General features: G+C 64.9%; 15 protein-coding genes and 1 tRNA gene. 4 read left to right on the forward strand and 12 right to left on the reverse strand.

The annotated features are described in order from the left end of the window. The first annotated feature begins 27 nt into the window (after nucleotides 1-27). The gene (locus ACZK13_RS16260; protein WP_032128520.1) at nucleotides 28-453 is read left to right on the forward strand and encodes a response regulator; all 426 of its coding nucleotides are present in this window, start codon (nucleotides 28-30) and stop codon (nucleotides 451-453) included. 107 nt (nucleotides 454-560) lie between these two features. On the opposite strand, the gene ACZK13_RS16265 is transcribed toward ACZK13_RS16260, so the two are convergent. Beyond that, on the reverse strand, nucleotides 561-1,499 hold the full coding sequence (locus ACZK13_RS16265) for an alpha/beta hydrolase (protein WP_478481930.1): 939 nt from the start codon (nucleotides 1,497-1,499) through the stop codon (nucleotides 561-563). An 84-nt stretch (nucleotides 1,500-1,583) separates the two neighbouring features. Then, the gene (locus ACZK13_RS16270) at nucleotides 1,584-2,435 is read right to left on the reverse strand and encodes an alpha/beta hydrolase (RefSeq protein WP_478481932.1); all 852 of its coding nucleotides are present in this window, start codon (nucleotides 2,433-2,435) and stop codon (nucleotides 1,584-1,586) included. A gap of 586 nt (nucleotides 2,436-3,021) precedes the next feature. On the opposite strand from ACZK13_RS16270, the gene ACZK13_RS16275 reads away from it, so the two are divergent. Beyond that, nucleotides 3,022-3,339 carry a hypothetical protein gene (locus ACZK13_RS16275; protein WP_049463266.1) on the forward strand — a complete coding sequence of 106 codons (318 nt, stop codon included), beginning with the start codon at nucleotides 3,022-3,024 and terminating at the stop codon, nucleotides 3,337-3,339. Between the two features lie 395 nt (nucleotides 3,340-3,734). On the opposite strand, the gene ACZK13_RS16280 is transcribed toward ACZK13_RS16275, so the two are convergent. After that, nucleotides 3,735-4,679, reverse strand: coding sequence for an aromatic alcohol reductase (locus ACZK13_RS16280; RefSeq protein ID WP_478481933.1), 945 nt, complete (start codon nucleotides 4,677-4,679; stop codon nucleotides 3,735-3,737). A gap of 142 nt (nucleotides 4,680-4,821) precedes the next feature. Between ACZK13_RS16280 and ACZK13_RS16285 the strand changes: the two genes are divergently transcribed. Beyond that, nucleotides 4,822-5,178 carry a winged helix-turn-helix transcriptional regulator gene (locus ACZK13_RS16285; protein WP_233614865.1) on the forward strand — a complete coding sequence of 119 codons (357 nt, stop codon included), beginning with the start codon at nucleotides 4,822-4,824 and terminating at the stop codon, nucleotides 5,176-5,178. A 320-nt stretch (nucleotides 5,179-5,498) separates the two neighbouring features. On the opposite strand, the gene ACZK13_RS16290 is transcribed toward ACZK13_RS16285, so the two are convergent. Continuing rightward, a tRNA-Lys gene (locus tag ACZK13_RS16290) sits at nucleotides 5,499-5,574 on the reverse strand. A gap of 179 nt (nucleotides 5,575-5,753) precedes the next feature. Between ACZK13_RS16290 and ACZK13_RS16295 the strand changes: the two genes are divergently transcribed. Then, on the forward strand, nucleotides 5,754-6,710 hold the full coding sequence (locus tag ACZK13_RS16295) for a DUF2268 domain-containing putative Zn-dependent protease (RefSeq protein WP_478481935.1): 957 nt from the start codon (nucleotides 5,754-5,756) through the stop codon (nucleotides 6,708-6,710). Between the two features lie 52 nt (nucleotides 6,711-6,762). Here ACZK13_RS16295 and queC read toward each other — a convergent pair whose 3' ends face one another. The 8 genes from queC to tolQ form a co-directional block, all read right to left on the reverse strand. Next, on the reverse strand, nucleotides 6,763-7,428 hold the full coding sequence (queC, locus tag ACZK13_RS16300; protein WP_032128525.1) for a 7-cyano-7-deazaguanine synthase QueC: 666 nt from the start codon (nucleotides 7,426-7,428) through the stop codon (nucleotides 6,763-6,765). A gap of 78 nt (nucleotides 7,429-7,506) precedes the next feature. Beyond that, nucleotides 7,507-8,208, reverse strand: a complete 702-nt coding sequence (queE, locus tag ACZK13_RS16305; protein WP_049463254.1) for a 7-carboxy-7-deazaguanine synthase QueE — start codon at nucleotides 8,206-8,208, stop codon at nucleotides 7,507-7,509. Nucleotides 8,209-8,425: 217 nt separating this feature from the next. Then, nucleotides 8,426-9,244 (reverse strand): tol-pal system protein YbgF, encoded by an 819-nt coding sequence (gene ybgF / locus ACZK13_RS16310; RefSeq protein ID WP_010481611.1) that lies wholly within the window; start codon nucleotides 9,242-9,244, stop codon nucleotides 8,426-8,428. Between the two features lie 3 nt (nucleotides 9,245-9,247). Next, nucleotides 9,248-9,766 (reverse strand): peptidoglycan-associated lipoprotein Pal, encoded by a 519-nt coding sequence (gene pal, locus ACZK13_RS16315; RefSeq protein ID WP_032128527.1) that lies wholly within the window; start codon nucleotides 9,764-9,766, stop codon nucleotides 9,248-9,250. 64 nt (nucleotides 9,767-9,830) lie between these two features. After that, a complete protein-coding gene (gene tolB / locus ACZK13_RS16320; RefSeq protein WP_032128528.1) occupies nucleotides 9,831-11,150 on the reverse strand; it encodes a Tol-Pal system beta propeller repeat protein TolB in 1,320 nt (439 codons plus the stop codon). Between the two features lie 284 nt (nucleotides 11,151-11,434). Then, complete coding sequence (gene tolA / locus ACZK13_RS16325; RefSeq protein ID WP_005410750.1) at nucleotides 11,435-12,490, reverse strand: cell envelope integrity protein TolA; 1,056 nt, start codon at nucleotides 12,488-12,490, stop codon at nucleotides 11,435-11,437. After that, entirely contained in the window at nucleotides 12,480-12,908 is a 429-nt protein-coding gene (tolR, locus tag ACZK13_RS16330; protein ID WP_049400778.1) for a protein TolR, read from the reverse strand. The genes tolA and tolR overlap by 11 nt, the downstream gene beginning before the upstream one ends. Before the next feature lie 24 nt (nucleotides 12,909-12,932). Beyond that, entirely contained in the window at nucleotides 12,933-13,712 is a 780-nt protein-coding gene (gene tolQ, locus ACZK13_RS16335; RefSeq protein ID WP_006438802.1) for a protein TolQ, read from the reverse strand. Nucleotides 13,713-13,718 lie beyond the last annotated feature (6 nt).

A 13,718-nucleotide genomic window follows, 5' to 3' on the forward strand; every position in this document is an offset into this window, starting at 1 on the left:
CCCCTTGTTGTCCGGAGTTGCCGCGTCATGTTGCTGTCCAAGCGCTTTGTGGAACCGCGCGTCCTGCTGATCGAGGACGCCGAGGAAACCCAGGAACTCAGTCGTCTCGCCCTGGAAAGCCAGGCCTGCCAGGTCACCGCTGTCAGCAGCGCCGAGGCCGCGCTGGGCCTGCTCAACGCCGGTGAACCGTTCGACCTGCTGTTCACCGACGTCTGCCTGGGCGGCATCAGCGGCATCGAAACCGCCAACCGCGTGCGTGAGCACCTGCCGCAGCTGCCGATCCTGGTCACCTCCGGCATGGACCAGCACCGCGTGCTGCCGCAGCTGCGCGCCGGCATCCACTTCCTGCCCAAGCCGTACAGCATGAGCGAGCTGCTCGATGCCATCCGCCTGTGTTTCCGCCATGCAGCAGATGCCACCTTGATACCGCCGCCGCACGCCAGCGCGGCCTGAGGCAATCATCCACGCCTGGCGTGGATCTACTGATTCCGTTTCTCTTCGGCATGGATCCACGTCAACACCACCGGTAGATCCACGCAATACGTGGATGCAGCCCTCCATCAACCGCCGGTGTACGGCCCTTCACCCGGCATCACCTCCAGCAGTGCGCGAGTGATCACCTGCGGGTAGACCGTAAGATGGTCCTCGCCGTCAATCACCACGTTGTCCACCTTCAACTTGCGCCCCGTGCGCTTCAGCTGGGCAGCGAAGTCCGCGGTCTGCTTCAGCATGTCATTGCCGGTGGAATAACGCGGCCCTGGCTTGTCCGTCTCGTAACTGCCCACCGACAGCAGCACGCGCGTAGGCTGCGTCGGGATGACTGCGGCATCCTGCATGCGCGGCAGCAGAAGCTGGTCGAACCACAACGAAGGACTGGACAGGATGTAGGTACTGAACAGGTCCGGCTGGGTGGTCAGCACGTAGGTACCGAACAGCGCGCCATAGGAATGACCGGCGAACACGCGCCGGGCGGGATCGGTGCGATAACGCGCATCGACCATCGGCAGCACCTGTGTCGCCAGGAAATCACGGTAGTGCGCGGCACCGCCGTAGGTGACGTCATCACTGTAATAGCCATCGACCGTGCGCGCCGGATTGCTGGGCGTGTAGTCGCGCGAGCGGCTCTGCTTTGAAGTCAGGCCTTCCTGCGGCGGCAAACCGACCAGGATGAAATTCTCGATGTTGACGCCCTGCTGCCCCACCAGATTGCGCACGCTGCGCACCAGCGGGAAGCTGTACAGCGCATCGGTCACGTACAGGACCGGATAGTGCTTTTCCGGATGCGCCGCATAGTCGGCCGGCAGCGCCACCCAGATCGGGTAGTCGCGCCCCACCGGGTCATGTACGCGCAGCGCTTCGGTATCCGGCAGCACTACGCCCGGCACCGCCGTTGCCGCGCCTTCCTTCGCGTCACTCTGCGTTGCCGGTGGTGCCACCGACATCGCACAGCCACCCACGGCCAGGCAGGCCGCCACACTCCATCCACGCACACGCTGCATCCACGCTCTCCCGTTGCGGGCGACGCCCTCAGGTGGCGCCGCTACCGCATCCTCACACGTCATGCGGTGCAGTGCCACGCCGGATCAGGGCGACGCCGGCGGCGGTGCCGGGAACAGCGTGCGCAGCGCCTGCAAGGCGGCTGGGTGATAGATCGTGGCGTGGGTTTCCTCCGGCAGCGGCAGGTACTTCACCAGCGGCGACGGCGACGCCTGCTGCAGCAGCGTGGCCAACTGCGCGGCGGACGCAGCCAGCTCCGGCTGCCCACTGCTGGCCAGGAACACGCGCGGCTGCGCACGCGTCACCGCCGGCAACTGCTTGGCCGCAGCGGCCAACATCGTGCCCCGATTCCACCACAGGCTGGGGTCCAGCGCGATGTAGCTGTTGAACAGTGTCGGCTCCTGCAGCAACGTCTCGACCACGAACAGTCCAGCCAACGACTCGCCGATCAGCGCGCGCTCGTCGGTGGTCGGGTAGCGTTGGCGCACCTGCGGCATCAGTTCATCGCGCAGGAAGCTGCGGTAGGCCGCTGAACCGCCGATGCGGGGCGCGATCTTCTGGTCCTGCGGGTCGCTGCTGGGGCCCGTCATGTCGCGGCGGCGCTCGGTGTTCTCGATGCCTACCAGCAGGAACGGACGCATGCTGCCGTTGCCGCTCAGCACCTGCACCAGCCCGGCCACATGCAGGAAGTCCTCGCCGATGCCGCCATCGGCCATGTACAGCACCGGCAACGCCGCCTTCGGGTCCAGGCCCCACGGCTGCGGGCGGTAGACATTGATGCGGCGGGTTTCGCCCAGCGCCTTCGATTCAAGGGTGAAGGTCTCGCCGATGACCAGCGGGGTTGCGGCGGCGGCCTGTGCGGACGGCGCAGGCTCGGCGGCCATCAACGGCGCGGCGGAGACAGCGGACAACAACAGCGACAGCACGATCAAGCGCATGGAGCGGCCCATCCTGGGAAAGTGCCGAGCATAACGCCAAGGCCAAGGCGTCGGCCGATTCGGCAAGCCTGTACGTATGCTACGGCGCTGCGCGATGCTTGAACTGTATCGGGAAATGACTGCAATCGGGTTTGCTAGCATTCGTCGTTTCCTACAAGGAGTTGGGACATGGGGGGCTTCAGCATTTGGCACTGGATCATTCTTCTGGCGGTCGTCCTGATCCCGGTCGGCATCGCAGCCGTCATCGCAGCGATTGTTCTCAGGCGAAAGTAGATCCACGCCATGCGTGGATGCGCATTCTGGGGATGCCTCAAGCGCATCCGCGATGGCACGCGCGAAGCGTGCCGCCGTTGGCATGCTGACCGTGGCGGAAATGCTGCACGCCGCTGAGCGCTGCCGGTCGATGGCCACGCCCGACTGCCATCTGGATGAAAAGGGGGGCGATGGGTTGTTCTTCGCCTGCCGCGGGCTGGCGGAACGGGTGTGCCGGGATATCCGGCCGGCGTACCCGCCGTTGCACCCAGAACCGGTCCATACTTGGGACCGACTGGTCACCAGCCACTTCGAAACCTACAAGGAGGTTTGCATGTTGAGTGCAGTACTCATCGCCGCGCTGGCCGCCAGCCCGGCCGCGCCCGTACCGTATGCCGATTGCCTGCTCGGCAACATCCAGCCCGGGCTGTCTGATCGTGCCGTGCAACTGGTGCAGGAGGCCTGTGCTGCAAAGCATCCGGAGAGCTTCGCCGCAGCAATGGAACTGGAACGCAGAACCAGTCTGCAGCGGCTCACCTATTTCGAGGCGGCAAGAGCGGAGGCGGCACGTTCTGCGAATGCGGCAGCAACGGCCGCACAGGAGGCTGCCGACGCGGCGGCGGCTAAAGCGAAGAATGCGCGGACAAAGTAGTTGCCTTGGACGAGCGCCACAAAAAAGGCACCGCATTGCGGTGCCTTTCTGAATGACCTGGGTCATTGGATGCAATGGTGGGCCGTGAAGGATTCGAACCTTCGACCAAAAGATTAAAAGAAGGCTGGCGCTTCCTTTGAAAACAACCGTTTGCGCCGATCTATTTTTCCGCCCATCGAGCGTGAAACCATTGCAGGTCCTAAGCTCACTCGACAATTTTTCCGGCGTCTCAAGCGATATGCACGAGATCCACGACCAAGACTCCACCGTTTGACGCCGGTTGCCGAGCCGTTGGCGAACTGGTGTACCGCGACGTACAACCATCGTGAGCGTGCGGTCGGGAACGGCAATGAGAAGGGCGCCCAGTAGGCGCCTCCTCACAACCCAGCAGCAAATCAGGAGCGCTGCACGTTGGAATCCAGCCATGCCTGCACGCCCTGCAGCTCGGCCCCGATCTTCGCATTGAAGGTTCGCTCCACATCCCACGCAACGCCCCTGCCTTGGGCAAAGGCCGCGCGATACTTCTTTATCATGTTGCCCGGGTCGTTAGCCAGTTCCTGCATGAGCTGGGGTACACCCCAGATCGTCAGCTCGAAAGGTTCGCCGAACGCCTTCTGCAGAATATCCGGAAGGTCGCCGTAGCGGATGGTGTCACCTGCCAGATACACGATCTCGTTGCGGATCGCAGGTGTGTGGAACACGATGCGCGCTGTCATTGCGCCGATATCATCCGGCGTGGTCAAGGTGACAGCGTTGCTCGCCGAACCCAGGGCGTTCACTTTATGCCCAATCAGGTCGACCACACCGAAGTCGGGCTCGAAGAGGTAGCTGGTGAACATCCCAGTGGAGATGATCACCCAATCCATCGCAGTCTGCGAACGCAGATACTCGCGCACGTCCAGCTGGGCGTCGAAAAGATCCTGAGGGCCACCGCGCCCGATGGCATCGAAATCGACACCGAACTGCCAAGGGAAGTAGCGGGGAATACCAGACTTCACCGCCGCACGCGCAACCTTCATTGGCGTATCGCGGCCTGCGGCATAGCCGGTGCACCCAATCACTGTGTCGAACTGCGCGAAGGTAGCCGCCAACGCTTCTACTGATTCAGTTACCAGATCCCCAGCAACGATATTCACCCCCAAGGCGCGGATTTCATCGACCACCTGCTGCTTCTCCGGCAGTGCTGAGTCGATCGACGTCGCCCGTAGCATCACACTGATCCGTGTGCCTGGATGACTTACGGCCAGACGTGCAAGGTTCCGGATGACAGGCATTCCAAGCTCGCCTGCGCCGAGCACCAGGATCGCCCGAGAGGGAGGAATGCTGATATGAGATGACATGGACATCGCCTTGTGTGTGTACGATGGCGGCGATTCTGCTCGCCTAATGGCCCACACGTAAGAAGGCACATCGATGATACCGACCGCACCGTTCATGAGTCCGGAAGAACTCCTAAGGCACTCTCAAGCCATATGCGACGGGATGAGCGAGGACGAAGATGGACTGCGCCGGGAGGTTCTAGCGCACGCTGGTAGCCGCTGGTCCCTGGGTATCATCCATGCGCTTGGCGTGTATGGAACGCTGCGTCATGCCGAGGTCGCGCGACGGATGAAGGGGATCACCCAGCGTATGCTTACGCGCACCCTCCGGCAATTGGAACGTGACGGGTTGATCAGCCGGCAGGATTTCCGCGAAGTACCGCCACATGTGGAGTACAGCATCACAGCGCTGGGCAAGGACCTTCTTGTACTGATGATTCCCATGTGGACATGGGTAGTGGCTCATGCGGAGGAATTCCGCCAATGTCGGCAGAATTTTGATTCTTCAGACGGGAAATGAAGATATGGGCCAGCAGCAGCGCAGGCAGGTAGCTTCACCCGCTGGGGGGATGCTCCATCGCGTCATCACCGAGGTATTCGCGTCGGGTCACATCCGACGCCAAGCGTTTGGCCTTGTGTGGGCTATAACATCGGGGCGTCACCGAAGGCACCGCAAGAACGCATGTGGTCACGTCATCGAAGAGATGCGACAGCGATACGACCACGAACCGCCGGTGGTTCAACCGCCTCATAAGCTGCACGTGCTCGAGCGTGGAACCACTTAATTTTTCCGGAAATATGAAAAAGGCGCCACAAGGGCGCCTAAGTCATTGATGCAATTGGTGGGCCGTGAAGGATTCGAACCTTCGACCAAAAGATTAAAAGTCTTCTGCTCTACCGACTGAGCTAACGGCCCATTGCACTGCCCCAGCCTTTCGGCGGGGTGGGCATTCTACCCTACTTTGCCGGGCCGGGTGAAACCCTGGTGCGTCGAGGTTGCCGGCCAGCGGCCGGCACTACCCCGATCTGGGCCGCCGGCTTAAACCTTCCGGGCCTCCGACGCATCCCAGCTGTGATTCCTGCCCGGAGCCACGGATGCGCCTGCCCTTCTGCCTCATTGCCGCGCTGATGGTGCCCTGCGCAGCACTGGCCGCCCCGCCCCAGGTCGTCACTGATGATATCGGCCGCTTCTGGGCTACCTATGACGCCGTGCGCACCGAGCCCGACGTTGAACGCCAGGTCGCACTGGTGCAGGAGCGCTACATCGATCCAGGCAGCCCCGGCCTGCATGCGCTGATGCAGGTGCGCAACTACACCGCTCGCGAATACGCCACGGCCATGCGTACGTGGCCGCGCTTCTGGACGTCGGTACGGCCATTGACCGCCAACGCGCAGCAGGCCAGCACCACCCTGGAACGGGACCTGGCTGCGTTCCGGGAGCTTTACCCCGCCCTGCGCCCCGCCAACATCACCTATGCGGTCGGTGTTCTGCGTACCGGCGGCACGACGCTGGGTGACAAGGTGCTGATCGGAGCTGAGATGGCGCTGGGCGATGAGCGCGTGGACGTGAGCGAGCTGCCGGAGCCGATGCGCAGCCGCCTGCGGATCTTCTACGACAGCCGCCCGGGGGCGAACAACGCGCAGAACAACCTGCACGAGTACGTGCATACGCAGCAGCGCGAGACCACCGGCAGCCTGGCCCAGTACGCGGTGCGCGAGGGTGTGGCCGAGTATGTGGCGGAGCGGCTGAGCGGGCGCCGGCCGGCATTATCCTTCTACGACTACGGCGCAACACACGAGGCGGAAATCCGCGCACGCTTCATTGCTGAGATGAACGGGGAAAATCTCGACAACTGGCTCTACAACAGCGCCCGCAATCCGTTCGGGGTGAGTGATGTGGGGTACTACGCCGGGTATCGCATCGCGCAGGGGTACATGCGACAACAGGCTGATGAGAAGGCGGGGATCGCGCGGATGATCGAACTGGACTATGCCGATCCGGAGGCGGTGCGGGCGTTTATTGAAGCATCTGGGTGGTTGCGGCAGCGGTAGGCCAAGGAGTGCGAACCAACGGTTCGCACCCACCGAGAGAGTGATTGCGCGGTCAGGCGTACAGCGTCGGGTCGGCGACGCCGGCTTCGGCAAAGCCCTGCGCGCGCAGGCGGCAGGCGTCGCAATGGCCGCAGGCGGCGCCGTTGGCGTCGGCGTTGTAGCAGGACACGGTCAGGCCGAAGTCCACGCCCAGGCGAACGCCTTCGCTGACGATCTGGCCCTTGCTGAGGAACTGCAGCGGTGCGTGCACCTTGATGCCCGCGCCTTCCACGCCCGACTTGGTGGCCAGGTTGGCCAGCGCCTGGAACGCGGCCACGAACTCGGGACGGCAGTCCGGGTAGCCGGAGTAGTCCACGGCGTTGACGCCGCAGAAGATGTCGTTGGCGCCGAGCACTTCGGCCCAGCCCAACGCCAGCGACAGCATGATGGTGTTGCGCGCCGGCACGTAGGTCACTGGAATGCCGGCACCGCCGGCCTCGGGCACGTCGATGTCGTCGGTCAACGCCGAGCCGCCGATGCTGCGCAGGTCCACGTCCACGGTCTTGTGCGCGATAACGCCCTGGGCCTTGGCCACGCGGGCGGCGGCATCCAGTTCGGAGGTGTGGCGCTGGCCGTAGCGCACGCTCAGGGCATGCACGGCGAAGCCCTGTTCCTGGGCCATGGCGATGACGGCGGCTGAATCCATGCCGCCGGAGAGAAGCACGACTGCCTTCTTCATGGGTAAAACATCCGGTTGGGAGGGGAAAGCCAGCACGCTGTCCCGCGCCGGAGCTACATCAGGGAACGCTGCCTGGGCTCATCGGCCCGGCTCGTCGTTCCACAGGATTTTATGCAACTGCATCTGGAAGCGCACCGGCAGCCGGTCCTCGACGATCCAGTCGGCCAGCTGGCGCGCGGTGATCTCACCCTTGCTCGGCGAGAAGAACACGGTGCAACGCTTCACCAGATCGTGCTCGGCCAGCAGGGACTTGGCCCAGTCGTAATCCTCGCGGCTGCAGATGACGAACTTGATCTGGTCGCGGGCGGTCAGCAACGGCAGGTTGTCCCAGCGGTTGCGCGCCACTTCGGCCGAACCCGGGGTCTTGATGTCGACCACGCGCGATACCCGGGGGTCCACAGCGCTGACGTCCAGCGCACCGGAGGTTTCCAGCGAGACGTCCATGCCGGCATCGCACAGCTTCTGCAGCAGCACCAGGCAGCGCTTCTGCGCCAGCGGCTCGCCACCGGTCACGCAGACGTGGCGCACGCCCTGGGCCAGCACCTCGGCCACGATGTCGTCGATGTCCCACCAGGTGCCGCCATGGAAGGCATAGGCGGTGTCGCAGTACTGGCAACGCAGCGGGCAGCCGGTCAGGCGCACGAACACGGTCGGCCAGCCGGCGGTATCGGCTTCGCCCTGCAGCGAGGTGAAGATCTCGGTGATCTTCAGGCGTGGCAGCGGCGACTGCACGATCTCACTGGGCGTGGCGGCGGCGCTGGACGAGGTAACGGCGGTCATGGCGGGGACTTCTTGGTGGGACACGTGGCGGGTGGGCTACCGTGGCCGGTAACGAAAGCAGCCGAGCGTGGCTCGGCTCTACAACAGCGGCCGGTCGGGTGTGGCCCAGCCGGTAATGCGAGCTGCCGGATCCGGGCGGGTTTGCTGAACCGGAAACGAAAGCAGCCGAGCATGGGCTCGGCTCTACAGGGCACCCATTGTACGCCCGGTCAGCGGATCAGCGGATCTGCTTGCCGAGGCGGATGGACTGCAGGCGGTCCTGCGCGGTGCGCGCGGCGTCCGAGCCAGGGTACTGCGCCACGACGGTCTCCAGCGTCTGCTGGGCCTGGTCGACCTTGCCCTCGCCATATTGCGAGAGGCCGACCTTGAGCAGGCCGCCAGCGGCCTTGTCGTGGGTCGGATAGCGCGAGAGCAGTTCACGGAACTGGGTCTCGGCCATCGGGAAATTGCGGGTGGCGTAGTAGCTCTCGCCCAGCCAGTACAGCGCGTTCGGCGCGTAGACGCCGTTCGGGTACAGCTGCAGGAAGCTCAGGAACAGCTGCGCCGAATCATCGTACTTGCCGGCCTTCAGCGAATCGAAGGCGACGTTGTAGGAGGTGCGCTCGTCGCCGGTGGCGGCAAGGCTGCCGGCATCACCATGGACGGAAGGCGGCCGCTCGGAAGTGGCCGCCGCTGCGGGTTTTGCCGGGGCCGGGGCGGCCTTCGGCGCGCTCGCCGGAACGGGCGGCAGGGCCGGGGCGGCATTGCCCCCTTCCAACCGGTTCAGGCGGCTGTCCAGATCCAGGTACTGGTCCTGGGCGGACTGCTTGAGCTGGGCGTTGTCGTGCTGCAACTGCTCGATCGAGGCCTGCAGGCTGGTGACCTGCTGCCGCAGCTGATTGATCTGGTTCAACAGGTCCTGGTTGGCACTGTTGTTGTACATCTGCTGCTCGATCGCGCCAACGCGGTCGGCCAGGCTCTGTCGCTGTGCATGCGCCGGTGCGGCAGCCACGAGGGCTGCCGCAACGACCAGCATCAGTTTGATGCCAATACGCATGGATTACTGCGCGGTGTAGACGATTTCGACGCGACGGTTCTGCGACCAGCAGGACTCGTTCGACTCGGTGCAGACCGGACGCTCTTCACCGTAGGACACGACGGTCAGCTGCGAAGCCGAGCCACCGTTGGCCTGCAGGGCCGAGTTGACGCCGTTGCCACGACGCTCGCCCAGGGCCTGGTTGTACGCGCGCGAACCGCGCTCGTCGGTGTGGCCCTGCAGGGTGATGCGCGAGGACGGACGGTCACGCAGGTACTTGGCGTGGCACGCCATGATGGCCTGGAATTCCGGCTTCACGTCTTCCTTGTCCAGGTCGAAGTAGACAACGCGCTGGCGCAGGCAAGCGTCGGTGTCCAGGTCGCCCGGGCCGTACAGGCCGGAGGTCGACGGAGCGGTCGGGGTGGTGGTCGAGGTGCCGGTGTCAACCGGGGCTGCCGGCTCTTCCTTCACCTTCTTCGAGCAACCGGCCAGGACGGCCACAGACAGCAGGGAAACAAGCAGAACGCGGGTGGACTTGTTCATGGCGATACCTTTGTGGCTCCTAGGCCGATGAGGGGTTCAAGACAGCGAAAATATTAACACTCTTTTAGCGCTGGGTACGGTATGGGGACCATGCCGGTTCGCGCACATCTCCGTCAGCCAGAACCAACCGCTGGCGCACGCGCGCATCGGCAGAAACGGCGTACAGCACACCACGGCCACCCTCGCGGGCGGCGTACAACACCATGCTTGCGTTGGGCGCAAAGCTCGGAGATTCATCCAGCGAACCCGGGGACAGCGTGCTCCAGCGGGGCGAACCCAGCGAGCTGTCCATCATCGCGATCTTGTAGCTGTTGCCCGAGCCCTGGGCGACGGCGATCTTCTTGCCATCGTAGGACACCGAGGGCTTGGCATTGTAGTTGCCCTGGAAGGTCACGCGCTCGGCGCTGCCGCCGCCCGCACCGACCTTGTAGACCTGCGGACGGCCGCCGCGGTCGGAGGTGAAGTACACCGCGCTGCCGTCCGGTGCCCAGGTCGGCTCGGTATCGATGGCGAAGTGGTTGGTCAGCTGGGTCAGCTGCTTGCTGCCCAGGTCCATCACGTAGATTTCCGGGTTACCCGAACGCGACAGGGTCAGGGCCAGTTTGCGGCCGTCCGGCGAGAACGCCGGGGCGCTGTTGATGCCGCGGAAGCTGGTGACCAGCTCACGCGCACCGGTGCCGATGTTCTGGATGTAGATGGCCGAATTGCCACGCTCGAAGCTGACGTAGGCCAGCTTGCTGCCATCCGGGCTCCACGACGGCGACAGCAGCGGCTCGGCCGAACGCACGATGGTCTGCGGGTTGTAGCCATCGGAGTCGGCCACCATCAGCGCGTAGCGCATGGCGTCGCCCTTGCCGCTGGCGGTCACGTAGGCGATGCGGGTCCAGAAGGCGCCACGGACACCGGTGATCTTCTCGTAGATGGCGTCGGCCATCTGGTGGGCGACGTCACGCATGGCGTTGCCACGGGCGGTCATCGCCAGGCCCAGCAGGCGCTCGCCCTTCGGTACGTCGAACAGTTCGTACTCGACACGGTAGGCGCCGGCACCGGCGTCGAGCACGCGGCCGACCACGATGTAGTTCTGCTTCAGCGCGCGCCAGGTGGCGAACTGGATGTCGCCGCCCCGCACGGGCTTTTCGACGATCTGTGCTTCCGGCAGCGTGCGGAACTGGCCCGAACGCTCGAGGTCGGCGCGGACCACGCCGGCGACGTCGGTCTGCGGTGCAGCCGCCGAACCCTGGTAGGGCATCGGCACGATGGTGATCGGCAGCGCGGAGGCATTGCCGCCGATGATGTCGATATCCAGCCCCTTCTGCTGCGCGACGGCAGCAAAGGGCAGCAACAGGGCCGCAAACACGGCAAGCCAGCGAGGCATCTTTTTCATGGAGCGCTCAATAGGGGGAAACCGGAACGAGGGATAACAAAGCGGGAGTGAACCGCTTCGCAATCATGAACCAAGGGTACGTGAATTCCGGGTCAGTTCCAGCCCGTCCTCTCACGCACCGTTAACGTCGTGGCCAACATCGCACCGCCTGCCCCGGCCACACCGCCCCGCAGGGTGGTATTCCACAGCAGCCCCCAGCCTGCCCGGCTGAAACCGGGCCCGCCAGAGGCAAGCGCGACATCCGTGGGCGGAGGTGACCCGAGAGCCACCTTGCCTTGCCCGCCTCAGCGATCCTGGGCAGTAAAGGTGAAGTTGAGCGTGCGTGCGAACACAGACTCGAAGCCGCGGTACGGCAGCGGCTGCGCGTTGAGCACGGCGGCCTCGATCGAACGCTTGCCGGCCTCGTCGTACGGGCAGTTCGGGCTGACCTTGGCCTGCATCACCGTGCCCCCCGGAATCTGGGTGATGGTGATCTGGCAACGCTGGCCGAGCGGCACCGTATCCGGGCGCACCCACTGCGACAGCACCTTGGCCTGGATCGCGGCCGCGTACTTGGCCGAAAGATCATCGCTGTTGCCACCGCCACCGGCGGCCGGCTGGGAGGCACCGCTGGAACCGGCAGCGGCACTGCCGGCAGCATTACGCGCGGCTGCCACCTGACGCAGCTTCTGCTCGGCCAGCTTGGCTTCCTTCTCGGCCTGCTCGCGGCGGGCACGGATCTCGGCGATCTTCTTCTGCTTCTCGGCCTCGGCCTTGTCAGCCGCCACGCGCTCCTGCTCGGCCTGCTTCTTCTTTTCGTCCGCTTCCTGCTGCTTGGCCAGGCGCAGCTTCTGCTCCGCTTCTTCCTGGCGCTTGCGTTCGGTCAGGTCGATCTGCTCCTGGCGGCGCTTGGCTTCCTGTTCCTGCTTGGCCTTCTCTTGCGAGATGGCCAGCGCGCTCACCGCTTCCTGGTCCTTGGTGTCCGGCTGCGCGACACGCTCCTGCGCCTGTTGCTGCTGCGGCGTGGGGGCGTCCTGCGGGCGCGGCTCGGGAATCGGCTGCGGCGGCGGGATGGTGTCTTCCGGCACCGGGATCGGCTCGGCCACCGGCGGCGGCAGGTCTTCCAGCTTTTCCGACTGGCGCAGGGCCTGGCGTGCAGCGGAGGCCTCGGACGCGGACAGCGCCAGGCTGGCCTCGACCGAGGGATCGCCGGCGGCGGCATCGGTGTTGCGCTCGGGCGACCAGAACCAGGCCACGATGAACACCAGCGCGACCAGCAGGTGCACCAGCAACGCCAGCGCCAGGGGCAAGCCCCAGCCGGGTTCGCGCTGATGCGGGGGTGGCAGGGCGTCAGCGTGCATCGGTGGCCAGGCCTACCTTGTCTACCTTGGCGCGCTTGATCACATCCATTGCAGCAATGACCTTTTCATAGGCCACGGCGCGGTCGGCGGCGACGATCACGCGCACGCCCTTGTCCTGGGCGGCGATGCCGGCCAGACGGCCTTCCAGTTCCTCGGCCGACACGGCGGTCGGGTCCTTGGCGTCGGGCAGCTTCAGGCTGAGCTGGCCGTCCTGGCGCACCGAGACGATCACCGGATCCTGCTTGCTCTCCAGCGCCTTGGCGTTGGACTGCGGCAGGTCGACGTCGAAGCTCAGGGTGAGCAGCGGTGCGGTGACCATGAAAATGATCAGCAGCACCAGCATGACGTCGATGTAGGGAACGACGTTGATTTCCGATTTCAGCTTGCGGCGCTTGCGGCGACCGATGGCAGCGGACATGGCTTGGACTCCCGGGTCAGGCGCTTACTCGTCGCCAGCGCTCTGGCGCTGCAGGATGGAGCTGAACTCTTCGGCGAAGGTCTCGAACCGCACCGACATGCGCTCCACGCGCGTGGTGAAGCGGTTGTAGGCCCACACCGCCGGGATCGCCACGAACAGGCCGATGGCGGTGGCGAACAGTGCCTCGGAGATGCCCGGCGCGACGGCGGCGATGCCGGCCTGCGCACCGCTGCTGATCATGTCGTGCATGGTCACCATGATGCCGAACACGGTACCGACCAGGCCCACGTAAGGCGCGGTCGAGCCGATGTTGGCCAGCAGTTCCAGGTTGCGCTCAAGCTGGTCCACTTCGCGGGTGTAGGTGGTGCGCATGGCACGCTGTGCGCCTTCCAGCTGGGCACGGCCGTCCAGGCGGCGCTTGTCGCGCAGGCGGGTGTACTCGCGGAAGCCGGCTTCGAAGATGGCTTCCAGGCCGCCGACATTGCGGCTGCGGTCGGTGGCCGAGCTGTACAGCTTGCCCAGGTCCGCACCGGACCAGAAGCGGTTCTCGAACTCGTCGGCTTCGCGGGTGGCCTGCTTGAACACGCGGGCCTTGCGGAAAATGATCACCCAGCTGACGAACGAGCCGACCAGCAGCAGCAGCACGATGATCTTCACCGGCAGGCTGGCCTTGGCCATCAGTTCGAGGTAGTTGATGCCGCCGCCAGTGGTGGCCTGGGCAAGGGTCTGTGTCGCGGCATTGCTGACGTCGGCCGGCAGTGCCTCGGTGACCGTGGCCTGCAGGGCCAGGAGCGTTGCGATCATCCGTTG

Source organism: Stenotrophomonas sp. 99219_Sma (genome assembly GCF_056480785.1).